The sequence below is a fragment of the Pseudomonas sp. ZL2 genome (assembly GCF_054788455.1).
The window spans coordinates 308,565-330,126 of sequence record NZ_JBGOGX010000002.1; the positions used below are offsets into that span (position 1 = coordinate 308,565).

The following is a 21,562-nucleotide window of genomic DNA, read 5'->3' on the forward strand; positions in this document are numbered from 1 at the left end:
GAAATTGAGGTCGAGCCGATGCTCAGCCTTGGGACTGCAATAGATAAGACGAACGAGAATCGTAAAACCCGCAGGGTTAGTTGAAAGCAAATGTTTCAGCCGACCGGTGGCGCCCCGCTACAACGGTTAATTTTCCCCGTTGGCCATCCGTTTCCCATGGATACCGAGCTGCCCGGCTCGCTGCCCCACTGGATGGATGAACGCCGATGAATGCACAAGACTCCCGTAAACTTGCCAGCCGATTCCTAGAATTGCCGCCGGAAAAGCGCCGGATCTTTCTGCAAGCACTGGCCCGTGAAGGGGTCGATTTCGCGCTCTTTCCCATTCCCGCCCAGGTTCAGGCAGCCGAGCGCGGTCTGCCGTCCTATGCGCAGCAGCGCATGTGGTTTCTCTGGCAGCTGGAGCCGCAAGGCGCTGCCTACAACCTGCCGGGTGCGGTCAGCTTGCAGGGCCGCCTGGATGAACAGGCCCTGCGAAAAGCGTTCATCAGCCTCAGTGAGCGGCACGAGACCCTGCGTACCGCATTCGCCCGGCAGGACGACGGGAGCCTGCTGCAAGTGCCGGCGCCGCAAGCGCTGCAGATAGAATGCATCGACCTCAGTGCACTGCGCCCGGCGCAGCAGGACGCCGCCGTCCGTGAACATGCGCAACAACAGGCGCTGAGGCCTTTTGATCTTGAGCAGGGCCCCTTGTGGCGGGTGGCCGTGCTGCAGCTTGACCCCGAGCGTCACGTACTGCTGTTGACCTTGCACCATATTGTCTCCGACGGCTGGTCGATGAACGTGCTGATCGATGAGTTCGTTCGCTGTTACGACGCCCATGAGCGCGGCCAGGCTCCCGAGCTTCCAGCGCTGCCGATCCAGTACAGCGACTACGCGCTGTGGCAGCGTTGCTGGTTGCAAGCCGGAGAGCAGGAGCGCCAACTGCAGTACTGGCAATCGGTGCTGGGCGACGAGCATCCGGTGCTGGAGCTGCCCTGTGATTTCCCCCGGCCGGCGTTGCCGAGCCACCGTGGCAAGCGCTACACCTTCACGGTCGATACGGCGCTGGCCGAGCAACTGCGGGGTTTGGCCCAGGCCCATCAATCGACCTTGTTCATGGTCCTGTTGGCCGGATTCCAATGCCTGTTGCATCGCTACAGCGGGCAGACCGACCTGCGCGTCGGCGTGCCGATTGCCAACCGCAATCGCAATGAGGTCGAGGGCCTGATCGGCTTTTTCGTCAACACCCAGGTATTGCGTTGCCAGGTCGACAGCCAGACGTGCGTGAGCGAACTGCTGGCCAGGGTGCGCGAGGCCGCGCTAGGGGCGCAGGCACATCAGGAGCTGCCGTTCGAGCGCCTGGTGGAAGCGCTCAAGCTGGAGCGCAGCCTGAGCCATAACCCGCTGTTTCAGGTGATGTACAACCACCAGCCAGTGGTCACCGACATTACCTCGGTGAAGACTGCTTCGGGCCTGAGCCTGGGCTTGATCGAACAGCAGGGGCGCACCACTCAGTTCGACCTGAGCCTGGACACCTGGGAAAAGGCCGGGCAGTTGCAGGCGGCACTGACCTTTGCCGAAGACCTGTTCACGCTGGAAACGATCCAGCGCATGGCCGGGCACTGGTTGAACCTGCTGCGTGCAATGGTCGCCTCGCCCCAGCAAAGCATCGGCCAACTGAGCCTGCTCGACCCTGCTGAATTCCAGCGCATGGTTCATGACTGGAACCCGGTCGGCCCAGGCTACCGTCAGGACCTGTGTGTGCACCAGCTGATCGCTGAGCAGGCCGCCGCACAGCCCGATGCGCTGGCGTTGCTGCACGGTCACGAGGGTTACAGCTACCTTGAGCTCGAGCGTTGGTCCAACCGCCTGGCCCATCGCCTGATCGCCGCCGGGGTTGGCCCGGAGGTGCGAGTGGGCATCGCCTTGCCGCGCAGCCCACACCTGCTGGTGGCGTTGCTGGCAGTGTTCAAGGCCGGCGGTGCCTATGTGCCGCTGGATCCGGATTACCCGCCCGAGCGGGTGGCGTACATGCTTGAGGACAGCGGTGCGCGGGTGCTGCTCAGTGATGCCGGAGTGGTCGAGCAACTGGCCTTGCAAACCCGTGCACAGGTAATGCTGGTCGAACCTCAAGAGTCGGCGCTGAGCAGTTGGCCACCTACTGCCCCCGGCCTGCGCGGCAGCGCCAGCAACCTCGCCTATGTCATTTATACCTCCGGCTCCACCGGGCGTCCGAAGGGGGTTGCGATTACTCATCGCAATGTCCTGGCCTTGGTGCATTGGTCGCAGCAGGCCTATCGCCCAGAAGACATTCAGGGGGTGCTGGCGTCCACGTCGATCTGTTTCGACTTGTCAGTCTGGGAATTGTTCGTGACCCTGGCCGGTGGTGGCTTCATCGTGCTGGCGCGCAATGCCCTGGCGTTGCCCGAACTCCCTGGGCGTGATCAGGTGCGCCTGATCAACACCGTGCCGTCGGCGATTGGCGCATTGCAGCGCAGCGGACAGATCCCGCCGGGCGTGCGGATTATCAACCTGGCAGGCGAGCCGCTGAAACAGAGCCTGGTCGACAGCCTCTATCAACTCCCAGGCCTGGAGCATGTCTACGACTTGTACGGGCCGTCCGAAGACACCACCTATTCGACCTGGACCCGTCGCCAGGCCGGTGGGCGGGCCAGTATCGGGCGCCCGTTGCCGCATACCGCCAGCTATCTGCTCGATGCCGAGTTGCAACCGGTAGCCCAGGGGCGGGCTGCCGAGCTGTACCTGGCGGGGGCCGGCATCACGCGCGGCTATCTGGGCCGGCCGGGGCTGACCGCCGAGAAGTTCCTGCCCAATCCGTTTGCCGGCGAAGGTCAACGCCTGTACCGCACCGGCGACCTGGTGCGGTACCGCGACGGCGGTGAAATCCAGTATGTCGGGCGTATCGATCACCAGGTCAAGGTCCGCGGTTTTCGGATCGAGCTGGGCGAGATCGAAACCCGCCTGCTGGGCACCCGGTTGCTACGGGAAGTGGCGGTGCTGGTGCAGGAAGGACCGGCCGGCCAGCAGTTGGTCGCCTACGGGGTGCCCGTCGACTCGACGATCGTTGATGCCCAGGCTGCCCGGCAGATCGCCCTGCGCGAACAGCTCAAGGCCGCACTGGCCGAGCACCTGCCGGACTACATGGTGCCTGCGGCGCTGATATTCCTGGCGCAGCTACCGCTGACGCCCAACGGCAAGCTCGATCGCAAGGCGCTGCCGGCGGCCGATACGCTCCTGGCGGCGCGCGAGCACGTGGACGCCGCCGATGAACACGAACAGGCGCTGGTGGCGATCTGGCAGGACCTGCTGGGGCTTGAGCAGGTCAGTGTGCTGGACAACTTCTTCGAGCTGGGCGGCGACTCCATCGTCTCCATGCAGGTCGTCAGCCGCGCTCGCCAGGTAGGTCTGGTCCTCAGTCCCAAGGACATTTTCCAGTTCCAGACGGTGCGCAGCCTGGCCCAGGTGGCCGGTCGCGGCCAGGCGGTGGTGGCGCGGGCGGCGGCCAGTGGCGATGTCGTCCTGACGCCGATCCAGCGCTGGTTCTTCGATCAGGCGATCGAGCAGCGCCAGCACTGGAACCAGTCGTTGCTCCTGACCCCGCGTGAGCCGGTGGATGCGCAGCACCTGCAACAGGCGCTGGACCACCTGCTGGGCCATCACGACAGCTTGCGCTTGCGTTTTACCCCGCAGGCCGCTGGCTGGCAGCAACAGTACGCGGCGCAGCCGGGCGCAGTGCTCTGGGTGCGCCAGGCCAGTGACGCGCAGCAGGCGCTGGCATGCTGCGAACAAGCGCAGCGCAGCCTGGATCTGCAGCACGGCCCATTGCTGCGGGTGTTGCTGCTGGACCTGGCTGACGGGACCCAGCAACTGCTGCTGGTGCTTCATCACCTGGTGGTCGACGGGGTGTCGTGGCGGATTCTGCTGGAAGACTTGCAAGCGCTGTACCGCCAGGTCCAGCAGGGGCAAGTGCCCACCCTGGCACCTCGCACCAGCGCCTACCAGGACTGGGCGTTGCAGCTTGAGCAGGAAGCGCAGCGGCGCGGCGACGAGGTGGATTACTGGGAATCGCAACTGCAGGCCAGCAGCGTTGCCGAGTTGCCTGCCGCCGACCCTGGGGCCAGCCTGGAAAACCGCCATGAACTGAAGATCGAGTGCCGCTTCGATGCCGACACCACCCGGCAGTTGCTGCAAGTGGCGCCAGCGGCCTACCGCACCCAGGTCAATGACTTGTTGCTGACGGCTCTGGCGCGGGTGCTGAGCCGCTGGACAAAGGCTCCGGGGGTGTTGATCGAGCTTGAAGGGCATGGTCGCGAGGATGTGTTCGATGACCTCGACTTGTCGCGCAGCATCGGCTGGTTTACCAGCCTGTATCCGCTGCTACTGGTGCCGGCAACCGAGATCGGCGAGGCCATCAAGGGCGTCAAGGAGCAATTGCGCGGCGTCCCCGGCAAGGGCATCGGTCATGGCTTGCTGCGCTACCTGGGGGCGCCGCAGCTGGCTGCGCGCCTGGCTGTGCTGCCAAAGCCAAGGGTGACCTTCAACTACCTGGGCCAGTTCGATCGCCAGTTCGACGAGCAGGCGCTGTTCGTCCCGGCTAGCGCTAGCGGCGGCCGGGCCCAGGACCCGCAGGCGCCGTTGGCCAACTGGTTGACCGTGGAAGGGCAGGTGTACGGCGGCGAGCTGGCCTTGCGCTGGGGTTTCAGCCAGCAGATGTTCGCCCCCGACAGCATCCAGGCGCTGGTCGACGCCTTCAGCGACGAGCTGCGCGAACTGATTGCCCATTGCTGCCGGCAGGCGCCGGGCCAGGCCACTGCCTCGGACTTTGCCCTGGCACGCCTGGATCAAGGCGCCCTTGACCGTCTGCCGGTGTGCAGTCGCGAACTGCAAGACATCTACCCGTTGTCACCGATGCAGCAGGGCATGCTGTTCCACAGCCTGTACGAGCAAGGTGGCAGCGATTACATCAACCAGATGCGCGTCGATGTTGATGGCCTTGACCCACAGCGCTTGCACGCTGCCTGGCAAGGTGCGGTGCAGGCCCACGATATTCTGCGCAGCGGGTTCGTCTGGGAAGGTGAGCTGGAGCGCCCGCTGCAGATGGTCTACAAGCAGGTCGAGCTGCCGTGGCAGGTACTGGACTGGCGTGATCGCGACGACCTTGAACAGGCCCTTGGGCAACTGGCCGAGCAGCAACGCCTGGATGGCTTCGCGCTCAGCCGGGCGCCCTTGCTGCGCCTGACCCTGGTACGCACCGCAGCAGCGCGCTACCACCTGATCCAGACCAGCCATCACCTGTTGCTCGATGGCTGGAGCAACGCTCGCCTGCTGGGCGAAGTCCTCCAGCGCTACAGCGGCCAGGCGGTGCCGGTGGTAGCGGGTCGGTACCGGGACTACATCGAGTGGCTGCAGCATCAGGATGCGCAGGCCAGTGAAGCGTTCTGGCGTACGCAATTGGCCAACCTGGCCCTGCCCACACGCCTGGCCAATGCCCTGCGGGCTCCTGCGGCCGTCGCCGAGCGTTGTGCCCATGGCGATCATTATCAGCACCTGGGCAGCGAGATGACCGAGCGCCTGAGCGGTTTTGCCCGTCAGCAGAAAGTCACCCTCAATACGCTGGTGCAGGCGGCCTGGTTGCTGCTGTTGCAACGCTACACCGGGCAGGACACGGTGGCCTTCGGGGCTACCGTGGCTGGGCGGCCGATGCAGATTCGCGGCATCGAGCAACAGATTGGCCTGTTCATCAACACCCTGCCGGTGATTGCCCGGCCGCAGTCCGGGCACACCCTCAGTCGCTGGTTGCAGGAGGTACAGCAGACCAACCTGGCCCTGCGCGAGCACGAGCACACGCCGTTGTTCGATATCCAGCGCTGGTCGGGGCAGGGCAGCGATGCGCTGTTCGATACCTTGCTGGTGTTCGAGAACTACCCGCTGGGTGCTGCCCTGGCCGAAGGGCAAGGGCTGGGTGTGCAGTTCGGTGCCGTCAGTAACCTTGAACGCACCAACTATCCCTTGACCATCGCCGTGACCCTGGGCCAGACCCTGGACCTGCACTACAGCTATCAGCAGGCGGCGTTTGCTGCCCCGGCCATTGACGGGCTGGCGGCCCAGTTGCACGGCCTGCTCGAACAGTTCATTGAGGGTGGTGACCGGGTGCTGGCTGATTTCGACCTGGTGACGGCCGCCGAGCGTCAGGCGCTGCTGGCCTGGCCGCAAGCCCGGGTTGTTGCCGAGCCGCCGCTCGGGCTGGCGCAGATGATTGCGGCCCAGGCCCACTCCCGGCCACAGGCTGTGGCGCTGGTGGTCGGGGAACGGCAATTGAGCTACCAGGCGCTCAACGCCCGGGCCAACCGCCTGGCCCGGCGGCTGATCAGCGACGGCGTTGGCCCGGATGTGCTGGTGGGGATCTGCATGCACCGCAGCGAGGCGCTGATCGTCGGCTTGCTGGCGATTCTCAAGGCCGGCGGCGCCTATGTGCCGCTGGACCCTGAGTACCCTGCCGAGCGCCTGGCCTACATGATCGCCGATAGCGGTGTCAGGCTGATCCTGGCCGAGGCGCAGTGTGCCGGGCTGGTCGGCACCGACAACATCCGGGTGCTGGACTACGCCAGCCTGGAGCTGGCCGCTGATGACAGCAACCCGCAGGTCGAACTGTCGGCGCACAACCTGGCGTGCCTGATCTACACCTCCGGCTCGACCGGTCAGCCCAAGGGCGTGGCCCTGGAGCAGGGGGCCTTGCTCACCCATATTCGCACCATGCAGGACTGCTACCGGGTTTCGCCGGATGACCGGTTCCTGCATTTCGCTTCGCTGAATTTCGACTGGGGCACCGAGCAGTGGCTGTTGCCGCTGGTCAGTGGTGCCCGCTGTATCTTGCGCGGCGAGGGGCTCTGGAGCGCCGGAGAGGCGCTGCAGGTGATCGAGACCGAGCAGGCCAGCATCGTCTATTTCCCGACCCAGTATGCCTGCCAGCTGGCTGCCTGGGCCGCAACCTCTGAGCGTCGGGTGAAAGTGCGCTCGTTCAACGTTGCCGGCGAGGCGTTCCCGAAAGAGGGCTTCGAGCAGATTCAGGCGGTGTTGCAACCCCAGTACATCGTCAACGGCTATGGCCCGACCGAAACCGTGATCACGCCGTTTCTGTGGGAAGCCGACACGCACACCGGCATCGATTCGGTTTACGCACCGATCGGTCGCCCGGTTGCCCAGCGCAGTGCCTACGTGCTGGCCGAGGATCTGAGCCTGCAGCCGCGCGCGGCGGTGGGTGAGTTGTATATCGGCGGCACCTGCCTGGCCCGCGGTTATCACGGTCGGCCGGCGTTGACCGCCGAGCGTTTCGTACCTGACCCCTTTGCCGCCTCGCCCGGGGCCCGCCTGTATCGCAGCGGCGATCTGGTGCGCTACCTGGACGACGGTGCGCTGGAGTACATCGGGCGGATCGATCATCAAGTGAAAATTCGCGGCTTTCGCGTCGAGATCGGCGAGATCGAGGCGCGGCTGCTGGAACAGGCGCAAGTCGCCCAGGCGGTGGTGCTGGCCGTGCCGGCCGCGAGCGGGCAGCAACTGGTGGCCTACGTGGTGCCGGAGCAGCCACTGGCCGCTGAAGAAGTCGCCACACGCATGGCCTTGCGCGACCATTTGCGTCAGGCGCTGAGCCAGGGCTTGCCCGATTACATGCTGCCGGCGCACTGGCAGATTCTCGAGCGACTACCGCTGACGCCCAACGGCAAGGTGGATCGCAAGGCCTTGCCGGCGCCGGATGCCAGTTTGCTGCAGCACCATCATGTGCCGCCGGTCACGGCCCTGGAGCGCCAGCTGGCGCAGTACTGGACTGACGTGCTGGAGGTTGCCCGGGTCGGCTTGCGCGACAACTTCTTCGACCTCGGCGGCCATTCGTTGCTGGCCACCCAGGTCATCAGCCGGGTGCGTCATGCCCTGGGGCTGGATGTTCCGTTGCGGCTACTGTTCGAAGCTGCCGACCTGGGCGCTTTTGCCCAGGCCCTGCAAAGCCTCGACCAGCAGCCAGTGGGCGTTGCCCCGCCGTTGCAGCGAGCGCCACAGCAGCCGCTTCAGCCGTTGTCCTATGCCCAGCAGCGGCTCTGGTTCCTTTGGCAACTGGCGCCGGAAAGCTCGATGTACAACATTCCTCGCGCCCTCAGGCTCGACGGCGTGCTCGATGTCGGCGCTATCGAACAGGCGTTCCAGGGGCTGATTCAACGCCATGCGGTGCTGCGCACCACTTACCTGCAGGAAGGCGGGGACAGCTGGCAGTTGCAACACGCGAGCATGCCGCTGGCGCTGCAGCGGATCGACCTGCGCGAGCTGTGCGCCGAGCAACGCCAGGCCAGGCTGGAGCAGGTGCTGGAGCGCGAAGCCAACGCGCCGTTCGACCTGGTCAAAGGGCCATTGCTGCGGGTAGCGCTGGTGCAGGTGGCGTCCGAGCAGCATTACCTGCTGGTGACTTTGCACCATATCGTCGCCGACCACTGGTCCTTCGCCATCCTGCTGCGTGAGTTTGTCACCCTCTATGACGCCTTCGTGCAACACCAGGCCGCGCCGCTGCCGGCGGTTGAACTGGGCTACGTGGACTTTGCCGTCTGGCAGCGTCAGTGGCTGGCTGCTGGCGAAATGCAGCGACAGCTCGCCTACTGGCGCAGCACCCTCGGTGACCAGCATGCGCTGACCCGCTTGCCGGGCTCGCAGCTGCCCTTGGCAATCACCGGCGAGGGCGGCTGCCAGGTTCACGGGTTCGCTTTCAGCGCATCCATGAGCGAAGCCTTGCGCGCCCATGCCAAGGACCGGGGGTTGACCCTGTACATGCTCCTGCTGTCGGGCTTTGCCCTGGCCGTGGCCCAGCGCAGCGACAGCCAGCGCGTGCGCCTGGGTACCGATATCGCCAACCGCAACCATGCCGGCATTGAAGAAATGGTCGGCTTCTTCGTTAACCAACTGGTACTGCAACTAGAGGTGAACGAACAAGCCACGGTCGAGCAATGGCTGAGCCGTTGCCGGACCACGGTGATCGAGGCTTCGGACCATCAGGACCTGCCATTCGATCGTCTGGTCGAGGCCTTGCGCTTACCGCGCCAGGCGGGGCGCTCGCCGCTGTTTGCAATCAAGTTCATCTACCAGGAGGGCAGTGCGGCCATGCCGCACCCTCAAGGGCTGCGAGTAGAGAGTTGCGAGGCGGGGCAGGCGGCGACGGAGCTGGACCTGATCGCCGAGTTCGTCAACGACGCCAGCGCCATTCGGGTCGCGTTCAAGTGCGATGGCAGCCTGTATACGGCCACCGACATGGACGATCTGTTCGCTCAGTTGCAAGGGATTTTCCAGCAGTTGCTGAGTGCGCCACAGGCCACCCTGGCAGCGGTGCTGGCCGAGGCCGCAAACATTCGTGCGGCAGCCGAGCAGGCACGCGTCGCTGCGCGCCAGGCGCAACTGCAGGCGCACCACCCGATTCGGCGTCGGGCCAGCCGCCTGCAAGTGCAATAGACATAGTCACGCCGGTGGGCCCAGGGGCTTGCCGGCCTTACCGAACGGGGAGAGGGAAATGTCCAAGTGCGAGCCGCAAGCCATACCGGTGCTGGCCAAGGGGCGGCGAAAGAGTCTGAACATGGACCAGGACAGCCTGGTGAGTTTCTCGCCGTTGTTCGAAGGCAGCAGCATTCCGCTGCTGTGCACCCCGCGGGTGGCCGGGGTGAACCTGGCCGAGTGGGCCGGTCAGAACCGTGAACTGATCGAACGCAAGCTCGACCAGCACGCGACCATCCTGTTTCGGGGGTTTGCGGTAGAGGATATCGGCGAATTCAACCAGTGCGTCGATGCGATCTCCGGCGGCGCGCTGGAGTACCTGTTCCGTGCCTCGCCGCGGACCCAGATCAGCCGCAAGCACAATGTCTACAGCTCGACCGACTACCCCTCGGCGGAGAAGATCTTCCCGCACAACGAGCACTCCTACTCGCCGGTATTCCCGTTGCACCTGTACTTCTACTGCGACCTGCCATCGGCCAGCGGTGGCGAGACGCCGTTTGGCGATACCCGGCTGATTCTGCCGCGTATCGACCCACAGGTGCGCGAGGCCTTCCAGCGCCAAGGCGTGCTCTACGTGCGCAACTATGGCGACGGCATGGGCCTGCCCTGGCAGACGGTGTTCCAGACCGAGGATCGCGCCGAGGTCGAAGCCTACTGCGCGAAGATCGGCATCACCCCCGAATGGAAGCCCGGTAATCGCCTGCGCACCCGGCAAAAAGGCCCGGCGATGGTGCGCCACCCGCGTACCGGCGAAACGGTGTGGTTCAACCACGCGACCTTCTTCAACGCCCTGACCTTACCCGAGAGCATTCGCGACAGCCTGCGTGCCGAGTTCGCCGACGACGACCTGCCGCAAAACACCTTCTTTGGTGACGGCAGCCCGATTCCCGAGGACTACGTGCGCCATCTTCAGCAGCTCTACCGCGAGGTCATGGTCGAGTTCCCCTGGCAGAAGGGCGACGTGGTGATCCTCGACAACATTTTCACTATTCATGCGCGCAACGGTTATGCCGGCCCGCGAAAAATACTCACGGCAATGGCCATCCCGCTCAAAAGCAGCGAAGTGGCGATCGGCTAAGGAAGACCCCATGACAGACGCGAACCCAGCAGAGATTTTCCAGACTTCGGCGCAGCAGGCGCTGATTCTCCAGGCCCAGAGCGAACAACCGCGCATTGCCCGGCTGTGGCTGAATTTTGCCGAGCCGGTCGAGCCAGGGCGGCTCGAGGCGGTGTTGAGTGAACTGGGCCGGCGCCACGAGATTCTGCGCACCCGTTACACCCAGGTCGCGGGGCTCAAGCTGCCGGTGCAGGAAATCGCCGAGCAGGTTCGCGTGAGCATTGCCCTTGTGCACACCGAAGCCCAGGCGCGGGCGCAGTTGAATGCGTTGCTTGAGCAAGCGCCTCTGGTGGCCTGCGTGGCCGGCGCGCAGGTGCTGGTCGGCGTGGCCCTGGCCAGCGCCGACGAGCAAGCGCTCGGGCAACTGGCAGAAGAGATCCTGGCGTTGTACCGGGGTGACACCCTGGCGCCCTTCGAGGCCTTGCAGTATGCCGACTACGCCGCCTGGCAGGCCGATCTTGATGAAGAGGCGTTCGCTCGCCAGGGCAAAGCCTACTGGCGTGGCCTGGCAGCAGCACAGGCCCCTGGGCGGCGCTTGCCCTTCGAAGCGATCGAACAGGGCGCAGGGGAGCGCAACCAGTGTCAACGCTTGAGCCCTGGCCTGAACTCGGCATTGGCCGTAATGCAGGCCGAGGCCGGGCTTGCACCGCCAGAGGCGCTGCTGTTTCTCTGGGGCAGTTTCCTCAGCGTGCTGACCCGGCAACAGCCGCTGCTGGTAGCGCTGGAGGTCGACGGACGCAATGACCAGCTGCAGCACACGCTTGGCCATTTTGCCCGACGCCTGCCGCAGGCATTCAACCTGCAGCCTGGCCTGGCGTTGCGCGAGCAGTTGGCAGCGTTCGCCGTGCAACTGGCCGAGGGCCGGTCCTGGCTCGATTGCCTGAATGAACCGGACATGAGCGCTGCCGGGGCGCTGCCAGTGTTTGCCTGCGCCTACACCCAGGCGCCAGCGGCTGAACAGTGGCGGGTCGAACTGGATGACTATCGCAACGACAAGCTTTTCCTGAGTGCGCGGGCGCAAGCGGATGGCGTCTGCCTGCAACTGTCTGCGCCTGGGCAAGGGTTCGCACCTGCTCAATTGCAGGCCTGGCTGGCGCAATTTGACACCTTTGCGCTCAACGCGGCGGCTGATCTTGGCTGTGCGCCTGAGCAGCTGAACACTGTCGATGCCGAGCAGGCCGCAGCCTTGCTGGCGCGTTTTGACCGCAGCCTGGCGCTGCCGGCTGCCGCCGATGATGCCTTGCATGGTCTGTTCGAGCAGATGGCGGCCTTGCATCCGCAACGCATCGCCTTGCAGATTGGCGATCAGCGCCTGAGCTATGCCGAACTGGACCGCCGGGCGGATGAACTGGCGCGCGCCCTGCAGGCATGCGGTGTGGGTGGCGACAGCGTGGTGGCGGTGTATGGTTCGCGCTCGGTGGAAATCGTCGTGGCCTTGCTGGGTATTCTCAAGGCGGGTGGCGCCTACCTGCCGCTGGATCCTGGCTATCCGGCCGAGCGCCTGTCGTTCATGCTGCATGATGCCCGGGCACAGTGCCTGATCAGCCTGCAGCCGCTGGCCGACGACATCGAGGTGGCGCCCGGGGTCCAGCGCTTGCAGCTGGATGCCTTGCCACCCAGCGACCTGCTGCCTTTGCGCAAGCGCCATTCTGCGGCGAGCCTGGCTTACGTCATCTACACCTCCGGCTCAACCGGCAAGCCCAAGGGCGTGATGATCAGCCACGCCAATGCCTGTGCCTCGACCCGCGCCCGCGGCCTGTTCTATCGCCAGCCGCTGTTGCGCTTCCTGATGCTTTCGTCGTTTTCCTTCGACAGTTCGGTTGCCGGGATTTTCTGGAGCCTGGCCCAGGGCGGCACCCTGTGCCTGCCTGGCGAAGAGGAACACAAGGATCCGCAACGCCTTGCCGCACTGATCGAGCGCGAGCAGATTTCCCACTTCCTCGCGCTGCCCTCATTCTATGCGCAGATCCTCGAACACCTGGAACAGCCGGCGCTGAGTTGTGTGATCGTCGCTGGCGAGGCGTGTCCGCCGGAGCTCGCCGTGCGTCACCGCCAGCGCCTGGCGCAGACCCTGCTGGTCAATGAATACGGGCCGTCGGAAAGTGCCGTGTGGTGCTCGGCCCATGCCCTGGAACAGGATCCGCAAGGCGAGCGGGTGCCCATCGGCGCACCGATCGCTGGCGCCCGCCTGCTGGCCCTGGATGAGGCTGGCGAAATGGCCGGCTTCGGTTGTGAAGGTGAGTTGTACGTCGGTGGCCCGGGGCTTGCGCGGGGTTACCTGCAGCGTCCGGGGCTGACCGCCAGCCGCTTTGTTCCCGATCCCTTTGCCAAGGAGCCCGGGCAGCGCCTGTACCGTACCGGGGATCGGGTCAGCGCCGGGGTCGATGGTTGCATCGACTACCTTGGGCGCCTGGATTTCCAGCTGAAGATTCGCGGTTTTCGTATCGAACTGGGCGAGATCGAATCGCGCCTGGCGCAGTTGCCGGGTGTCCGCGAAGCGGCGGTGGTCGTGCGCGAAAGCGCTGCCGGGGCGCAATTGGCGGCCTATGTGCTGCACACAGACGGGCAGACCCCAGCGAGTACCGAACAATCCTTGCTCGATGCCTTGCGCGAACAACTGCCCGAGTACATGGTGCCGGCCTTCGTGCGCGTGCTCGAGCGTTTCCCGCTGACCCCCAATGGCAAACTCGACCGCAATGCCCTGGCGGCGCTGCAGCCGCAGAGCCACGAGTTCGTGGCGCCGCGTAATGAGCTGGAAGCAACCCTGGCAGCAATCTGGCAGGAGGCGCTGCACCTGGAGCAGGTGGGTATCCATGACAACTTCTTTGCCCTGGGCGGCCATTCGCTGCTGGCGACGCGTATCCGCTCCGAAGTCCAGGCGCGCCTGAACCTTAACCTGCCGCTGCGGGTGTTCTTCGAGGGTGAAACCGTCGCCTTGCTGGCGGAGCAAGTGGCGCAGTATCGCGATTCCGGCCTGAGTGAAAGCAAGGTCGATGCCCTCGAAGCCCTGTTCGACGCGGCGGAGCAGGTATGAGCCAGCTGAACGAACGCATGCTCACCCTGGCCAAGCGCTTTGCCGCGCTGGGGCCGTTGGAGCAGAAAGCACTGCAGGCGCGAATGATCGAGCAGGGGTTGTCACTGGAGATGCTGCCGATCCCGCCGCGCCAGCAGGCCGACGAACTCATCCAGGCCTCCTATGCCCAGCAACGGCTGTGGTTTCTCTGGCAACTTGATGCGCAATCGAGTGCCTACAATCAACCGGCCGTGTTGCGCCTGCAAGGCGCACTGGACTGCGCGGCGCTGGGCGCTAGCCTGCAGGCGCTGATCAACCGCCATGAAGCCTTGCGCACCAATTTCGAACTGATCGACGACAGGGTCGTGCAGCGCTGTCACGCTGACCGCTCGTTGAGCTTGCAGGTGCTGGATCGCAGCGGCCTGGATGAGTCGGCTCTGCAGACCGAACTGGCCGCCTTGATTGCGCAGCCCTTTGACCTGGCAACCGATCTGTTGCTGCGTGCCACGCTGATTCGTCTGGGGCAGGACGAGCATGTGCTGGTGTTCTGTACGCACCATATCGTTACCGATGCCTGGTCGATGCCGATTCTGGTCGATGAAGTAAGCGGTCACTATGCGCGTATCAGTCAGGGCCAGGCGGGCGCGCAACCCGCGGCCTTGAGCGTGCACTATGCCGACTATGCCAAGTGGCAGCGTCTGTGGTTGCAGGCCGGGGAAGCCGATCGGCAACTGGCCTACTGGCAGGCACGGCTGGGCAGCGAACCGGTGTCGTTGGCGTTGCCGTTGGATCGCCCGCGGCCGATGCTGCGCGAGCAGCACGGCGCCCGCCACACGCTGGCGCTGGAGCCGGGCCTGGGGCAGGACTTGCGGCGCTTCGCCAGTGGCCAGGGGGCGACCCTGTTCATGGTGCTGCTGGCCGGCATCCAGGCTTTGTTGCATCGCTACAGCGCCGCAGGCACGGTGCGGGTCGGCACCCCGGTGGCAAACCGCGGCCGTGCCGAGGTCCAGCACCTGATCGGTTTCTTCGTTAACACCCAGGTGTTGCAGGCCGAGATTGAACCGTGGATGAGCTTCGAGCAACTGCTTGCCCAGGTCCGGGAACGGGTGCAGGAGGCCCAGGCCAATCAGGACCTGCCGTTCGAGCAACTGGTCGATGCCCTGCAGCCTGATCGCAGCCTTAACCAGACGCCGCTGTTTCAGGTGTTGTTCAATCACCAGGCCAGTGCTGCGCCAGCAACCGAGCGGAACCTGCCGGGCTTGCGCCTGCAGGCACTGGACAGCGGCAGCGAATCGGCCCGTTTCGACCTGACCTTCAACACCCATGAGCTGGGTAGCCAGCTGCAGGCATCGCTGGTCTACGCCGAGGATGTGTTCGACGCCGCAACCATCGAACAGATGGCCGGGCACTGGCTTAACCTGTTGCGTGCAGCGCTGGCCGAACCGCAGCGGCCATTGGGTGAACTGGCACTGCTCGCGCCGCAGCAACAGCAGGCGCTATTGGCCAGTGCGGCGCCAGCCCAAGCGCTGACGCTGCAGGGCAGTGTGCACGGGCAGATCGAGCAACAGGCCAGGTTGCATCCCGAGCGCCTGGCGCTGGTGGAGGGCGAACGACAACTGAGCTACGCCGCGCTCAACACCCGCGCCAACCAGCTGGCGCACCGCATGATTGCCCTGGGAGTCGGTGCGCAGGACAAGGTCGCGATACTTGCCGAGCGCTCGCTGGAATCGCTGGTCGCGCTGCTGGCAACGCTCAAGAGTGGGGCGGCCTATGTGCCGCTCGATCCCCAGCTGGCACCACGGCGCCTGCAGCAGATGATCGAGGCCAGTCGCTGTAGCCTGGTGCTCGGGCGCGCCGGCGCGCTGCAAGCGCTGGCGCCGTGCGCGCAACTGGCGACCCTGGCCCTTGATGATGCGCAGGCCTATGCCCCGGCGCAGCACGACCCGCAATGCCGGAGCGAGCTTGAGGCACTGGCCTATGTGATTCACACCTCCGGCTCCACTGGCCAGCCCAAAGGGGTGATGGTCAGTCATGGGGCGCTGCTGCATTACCTGCAGGGCCTGGAAGCGCGCCTGCCGCTGGCTGACGTGCAGCGGCTGGCCCTGGTCTCGACCCTGGCAGCCGACCTCGGCCATACCGTGGTGTTCGGGGCCTTGTGCCAGGGGCGGACCCTGCACCTGATCGACAGTGACCTGGCACTCGATGGCCACGGCTTTGGCCAGTACCTGCAGCAGCAGCGCATCGATGTCCTGAAAGTGGTGCCTTCGCATTTTGCCGCGCTGCTGGGCCAGGACAACCAGGCGGTCATTCCCCAGCGTTGCCTGATCCTCGGCGGCGAGTCGCCGACACCCGGGTTGCTCGAGCGTATCAAGCGCCTGGCACCGGATTGCCGGGTGTTCAACCACTATGGCCCGACCGAATGTACCGTCGGTGCGCTGGCCGGTGAGCTTGAGGGTGACACGGCCATCCACCTTGGCCGTGCGCTGCAAAACCGTCAGGCGCTGGTGCTCGATGCCGGGTTGCAATTGATGGCCAGCACTTGCCCGGGCGAGTTGTACCTGGGCGGCGCGGGTATTGCCCGCGGTTATCATGAACAGCCCGGGCTGACCGCCGAGCGTTTCGTGCCGGACCCATTCGCCGCCCAGCCCGGTGCCAGGATGTACCGCAGCGGTGATCTGGTGCGTCGTGGCGGCGATGGCCAGCTGGTGTTTATCGGTCGGGCTGACCAGCAGTTGAAGATTCGAGGCTACCGGATCGAAACCGGCGAGATCGAGGCGTGCCTACGGCGTCATCCGGCGCTGGCCGAGGCCCTGGTGATGGCCTGGCAGGAAGGCGAGCAACAGCACTTGCTGGCTTATCTGGTGCCCGTCGACCCCGCTGCAGCGCCTGCCGAGTTGAGTGCACAAGTGGCTGATGCACTGCGCGAACGCCTGCCGGCCTATATGCTGCCCAGCCGCTGGGTGGTCCTCGAACGCCTGCCGCTGACCGCCAACGGCAAGCTTGATCGCAAGGCTTTGCCCGCGCCTGTCACACCTGTGTCGGTGGCCTCCAGCCAGGGCGTCGGGACGGCCCTGGAACTGCGTTTGGCGAGTGTGTGGCAAGAGGTGTTGCGCTGCCCGCAGGTGGGGCTGGACGATAACTTCTTCGAGCTGGGTGGCGACTCCATCGTTTCCATTCAACTGGTCAGCCGTGCCCGTAGCGCCGGTATCCATTTCAGCGCCCGGGATATCTTCCAGCACCAGACCGTGCGCAGCCTGGCCGCCCAGGCGACCCAGGGCGCTGCCCGGCAGGTGGTCGAGCGCGGGGCCGAGCAAGGCGTATGTCAGCTGTTGCCGATCCAGCAGGGCTTTTTCGCCACCGACATTCCCCAGCGCCAGCACTGGAACCAGTCGATTCTGCTGCGCCCGCAGGTGGCGCTGCAGGGGCCGGTGCTGGAGCAAGCCTTGCAGGCCCTGCTGGATCAGCATGATGCCCTGCGTGCCCGCTTCGAGCCTGGCGCCGCTGGCTGGCACTGCCACCTGCAGGCGCCGGCGCCGGTGGCCGAACTACTGTGGCAGCGGCATCAGGTGAGCGCCGCCGACCTCGATAGCCTGGTCAACCAGGCGCAGCGCAGCCTGCGCCTGGACGGCGGCAGCTTGCTGCGCGCCTTGCTGGTGAACCTTGAAGACGGCAGCCAGCGTCTGCTGCTGGCGGCCCATCATCTGGTGGTCGACGGCGTGTCCTGGCGAATCCTGCTGGAAGATTTGCAAAGTGCCTACGGCCAATGCCTGGCCGGGCAGCCGCTGCAATTGCTGCCGCGCACCAGTTCGCTGCGCGAGTGGGCGCAGCGCCTGGCGCAATGGGCGCATGCGCCTGCCCAGCAGGCGCGCCTGGATTACTGGCAGGCGCAGTTGGCAGATGTTCCCGCTTCGCTGCCAGGCATGCGTTTCGCACAGGCGGCCAGCAGCGCCAGCAAACAGGTGTGCGTCACCCGCCTGGACGCTGAAACCACTAGCCGGTTGTTGCAGCAGGCCAATGGCGCCTACCGCACGCAGATCAATGACCTGCTGCTGACGGCCCTGAGCCGGGTGCTGTGCCGCTGGACCGGCCAGGCGGCGATCAACGTCCAGCTTGAAGGCCATGGCCGTGAGGAGCTGTTCGACGATGTTGACCTTTCGCGCACGGTGGGCTGGTTCACCAGCCTGTTTCCGTTGCGCCTGGCCCCTGCGTCGACGCTGGCCGACTCGATCAAGCAGATCAAGGAGCAACTGCGCGCAGTGCCACAGCGTGGTATCGGCTTCGGGGCGCTCAAATACCTCGGCCCGCAAGCTGCCCGTGAGCGCTTGCAGGGGTTGCCGACGCCGCGTATCACCTTCAACTACCTGGGCCAGGTCGACGGGGCCTTCAATGCCCAGGCGCTGTTGCTGCCCGCCACCGAGTCCAAGGGGGACGAACGCAGCCCGGAGGCGCCGCTGGGCAACTGGCTGACGGTCAGCGGCCAGGTCTACCAGGGACGCTTGAGCCTGGACTGGACCTTTAGCGACGCGATGTTCGAGCCGGCGCAGATCCAGCGCCTGGCCGATGACTATGGCGCCGAGTTGAATGCCCTGGTCGGCCATTGCCTGGCGCCCGGGCAGGGTGGCCTGACGCCCTCGGATGCGCCGCTGGCCGGGCTTGACCAGGCCGCGCTGGACGCCTTGCCGGTGGCCAGCCATCTGCTGGCGGACCTCTACCCGCTGTCGCCGATGCAACAGGGCATGCTGTTCCACTCGCTCTACCAGACCGAGACCGGGGCTTACATCAACCAGCTCGACTGTACCGTGCGCGGCCTGGACCCCGAGCGCCTGCATCACGCCTGGCAAGCCACGGTCGATGCGCACGATATCCTGCGCACCGGGTTCATCTGGCAGGGTGAGCAGGCGCAGCCGCTGCAAGCGGTCTATCGGCACGCCGAGCTGGAATTCCAGCTGCTGGACTGGCGCAGCCGCCCTGACTTGCAGGCCGCCTTGCAGGAACTGGCAGCAAGCGAGCGGGCCCGCGCTTTTGAGCTGGCCCAGGCACCGCTGATGCGCGTGGCACTGGTGCGATGCGCGCAATCGTCCTACCAGTTGATCTACACCCACCACCACATCCTCATGGACGGCTGGAGCAGCTCGCGCCTGATGGGGGAGGTGATGCAGCGCTATCAGGGCCAGGACCCAGGGCGCCCGGCGCGCTCGATTCGCGAGTACATCGGCTGGCTGCAGGAGCAGGATCCGGCAGCCGCGCAGGCGTTCTGGGAGACGCAGCTGGCTGGCCTGCAAGCGCCCACGCGGTTGCTCGATGCGATTGTCAGCAAGCCCGAGCAAGCCTCGGGCATCGGTCACTTCGACAGCTGCCTGAGCGCCGACGACAGCGAGCGGTTGAAGGGCTTTGCCCGTAGCCAGAGACTGACGTTGAATACCCTCGTGCAGGCTGCCTGGGCCTTGTTGCTGCAACGCTACACAGGGCAGGACAGCGTGTGCTTTGGTGCCACGGTATCGGGGCGTCCGGCGCAATTGCCCGGTATCGAGCAACAGGTGGGGCTGTTTATCAACACCTTGCCGGTGATCGTCAGCCCGGACCCGCAACAACCCGTAGGTGCGTGGCTGCAACAGCTGCAAGCGCTCAACCTGGCCTTGCGCGAATATGAGCACACGCCGTTGTACGAAATTCAGCGCTGGGCCGGGCGCGGTGGCGAGGCCTTGTTCGACCATATTCTGGTGTTCGAGAACTTCCCGATCGCCGAGGCCTTGCAGCAGGCGGGTGACCAGGCCCTGCAATTTGACGGGGTGCACCAACACGAGCGTACCAATTACCCGTTGACCCTGGCTGCAGGGCTGGGCGACACCTTGCAGTTCCAGTTCAGCTACGACCGTGCCGCGCTTTCTGCGTCCGCGGTAGCGGGCCTGGCCGGTCATTTGCACACCCTGCTCAGGGGGCTTGCCCAGGATCCCGGCCAAGCCCTTGGACGGTTGTCGCTGCTGGACGCCGAGCATCTGCAGCAGCGCCTGCTCGAGGACGGCGCCCTTGGCCCGCTGGTACATGAGGCCTTCGCCGCCAATGCCGCGCGCACTCCCGAGGCCATTGCGCTGATTTGTGAAGGCCAGCACTTGCGCTATGGCGAGCTCAATGCCCGGGCCAACCAGCTCGCCCACCGATTGCGCGGCGAAGGCGCCGGGCCGGAAACCCTGGTGGGGATCGCCATCGAGCGTTGCAGCGACCTGGTGGTTGCGGTGCTGGCGGTGCTCAAGTCCGGGGCGGCCTATGTGCCGCTGGACCCCGAGTACCCGGTGGAGCGCCTGAGTGCCATGGTCGCCGACAGCGGCGCCCGCTTGCTGCTGACCCGCAATGCCTTGCTGCAACGCCTGCCGGCGCTGGCCGGTTTGCAGGTGTTGAGTCTGGATGACGATCTGCAAGGCTTTGCCAGCGATGATCCGCAGACACCGCTGTTGGCCGATAACCTGGCCTACGTGATCTTCACTTCCGGTTCGACCGGCAGGCCCAAGGGTGTGGCGGTAAGTCATGCGGCGCTGGCCCGCCACACGCAAGCGGCAATCGAGATGTTGCAGCTCAGTGCCCGGGACCGGGTGCTGCAGTTCGCCACGTTCAACTTCGACCCGTTCGTTGAGCAGCTGTTTGCCAGCCTCACGGTCGGCGCGACGGTGATCATGCGCGGCGACCAGCTATGGAGCAGTGAGCGCTGGCTGCAGGAGGTCCGTAGCCAGGGAATTACCGTGGCCAACCTGAGCACCGCCTATTGGGCGACCATTGCCCGTGATCTGGCCCACGGCGGGCCGCAGGACATGGCCGCGCTGCGCCTGATGATCTGCGGTGGCGAGGCCATGTCGGCCGCCGCCCTGGCCGATTGGCGCCAGGCCCTCGCCACGCCGGTAAAACTGCTCAATGCCTATGGCCCCACCGAGGCGACGGTGACCGCCAGCGCGCATGACTGCAGCGTCTACCTCGACCCGCAGCAGACGGTACCGAGTGTGCTGCCTATCGGCCGGCCCCTGGCCGGGCGCAGGCTGTACCTGCTCGACAGCCAGGGACAACCGGCGGCGGCCGCAGTCGCCGCCGAGCTGAGTATCGGCGGCGAGTTGCTTGCCCGTGGGTACTACGGGCGCCCGGGCTTGACGGCCGAGCGCTTCATCCCCGATCCCTTTGCCGGGCCGGGGGCGCGCCAGTACCGCACCGGTGACCTGGTCTGGGCAGGCGCGGACCAGGTGCTGGGTTACCTTGGCCGGCTCGACCAACAGGTCAAGGTGCGGGGTTATCGGATCGAGCCCGGTGAAATCGAAGCCCGCCTGCTTGAGCACCCGCAGGTAGGCGAGGCGCTGGTGCAGGTGCATCAGGGGGCAACCGGCGCGCAACTGGTGGCCTACCTTGTGCCAGCTGGCGGGCAAGCCCGGCTTGCGCTCGATGCCTGCAAGGCCTGGGTCGCCGCAGCGCTGCCTGCCTATATGGTGCCGGCCCACTGGGTCATGCTCGAGCGCCTGCCGCTCAGCCCCAACGGCAAGCTTGACCGGCAGTCGCTGCCGCTGCCGGACCTGAACCAGGCCGTTGCGGCCTACCAGGCACCTCGCGATGAGTTCGAGCAACAGGTGGCGCTGATCTGGCAACAGGTTCTGCACGTCGAACAGGTCGGGCTGGCGGACAACTTCTTCGAGTTGGGTGGGCATTCGTTGCTGGCGACCCAGGTCATTGTTCGTCTGCGCGGGCAGATGGGGCTGGAGGTGCCCCTGGAAAATCTGTTCCTGGCCAGCGACCTGGCAGCGTTCTGCAGCCAGGCGCGCGGGCTGCGAAACGAGGCAAAACCCCTTGAAGACGAATTGGCTAAATCTTTGGAGGCTCTCAAACGTTTATCAAGCGCAGAGCTTGAAAAGCTGATTTCCTAAAGGAGTTTTT

General features: G+C 65.5%; 4 protein-coding genes. All 4 read left to right on the top strand.

Annotated features, from left to right (window positions below; all coding sequences use genetic code 11):
- Positions 1-206 precede the first annotated feature (206 nt).
- From ABM562_RS02840 to ABM562_RS02855, 4 genes are read left to right on the top strand one after another with little or no spacing between them, the layout of a single operon-like run.
- Entirely contained in the window at positions 207-9,488 is a 9,282-nt protein-coding gene (locus ABM562_RS02840) for an amino acid adenylation domain-containing protein (protein ID WP_460420736.1), read from the top strand.
- Between the two features lie 58 nt (positions 9,489-9,546).
- Positions 9,547-10,605 (top strand): TauD/TfdA family dioxygenase, encoded by a 1,059-nt coding sequence (locus ABM562_RS02845; protein WP_115086244.1) that lies wholly within the window; start codon positions 9,547-9,549, stop codon positions 10,603-10,605.
- Between the two features lie 10 nt (positions 10,606-10,615).
- Positions 10,616-13,678, top strand: coding sequence for a non-ribosomal peptide synthetase (locus ABM562_RS02850; RefSeq protein WP_460420739.1), 3,063 nt, complete (start codon positions 10,616-10,618; stop codon positions 13,676-13,678).
- A complete protein-coding gene (locus ABM562_RS02855; RefSeq protein WP_460420741.1) occupies positions 13,675-21,552 on the top strand; it encodes an amino acid adenylation domain-containing protein in 7,878 nt (2,625 codons plus the stop codon). Before ABM562_RS02850 ends, ABM562_RS02855 begins: the two co-directional genes overlap by 4 nt.
- Positions 21,553-21,562: the final 10 nt, after the last annotated feature.

Bases quoted from the DNA above. Each gene is read 5' to 3' on its own strand.
- ABM562_RS02850 (WP_460420739.1), top strand. From the start codon at position 10,616: ATGACAGACGCGAACCCAGCAGAGATTTTCCAGACTTCGGCGCAGCAG.
- ABM562_RS02845 (WP_115086244.1), top strand. From the start codon at position 9,547: ATGTCCAAGTGCGAGCCGCAAGCCATACCGGTGCTGGCCAAGGGGCGG.
- ABM562_RS02855 (WP_460420741.1), top strand. From the start codon at position 13,675: ATGAGCCAGCTGAACGAACGCATGCTCACCCTGGCCAAGCGCTTTGCC.
- ABM562_RS02840 (WP_460420736.1), top strand. From the start codon at position 207: ATGAATGCACAAGACTCCCGTAAACTTGCCAGCCGATTCCTAGAATTG.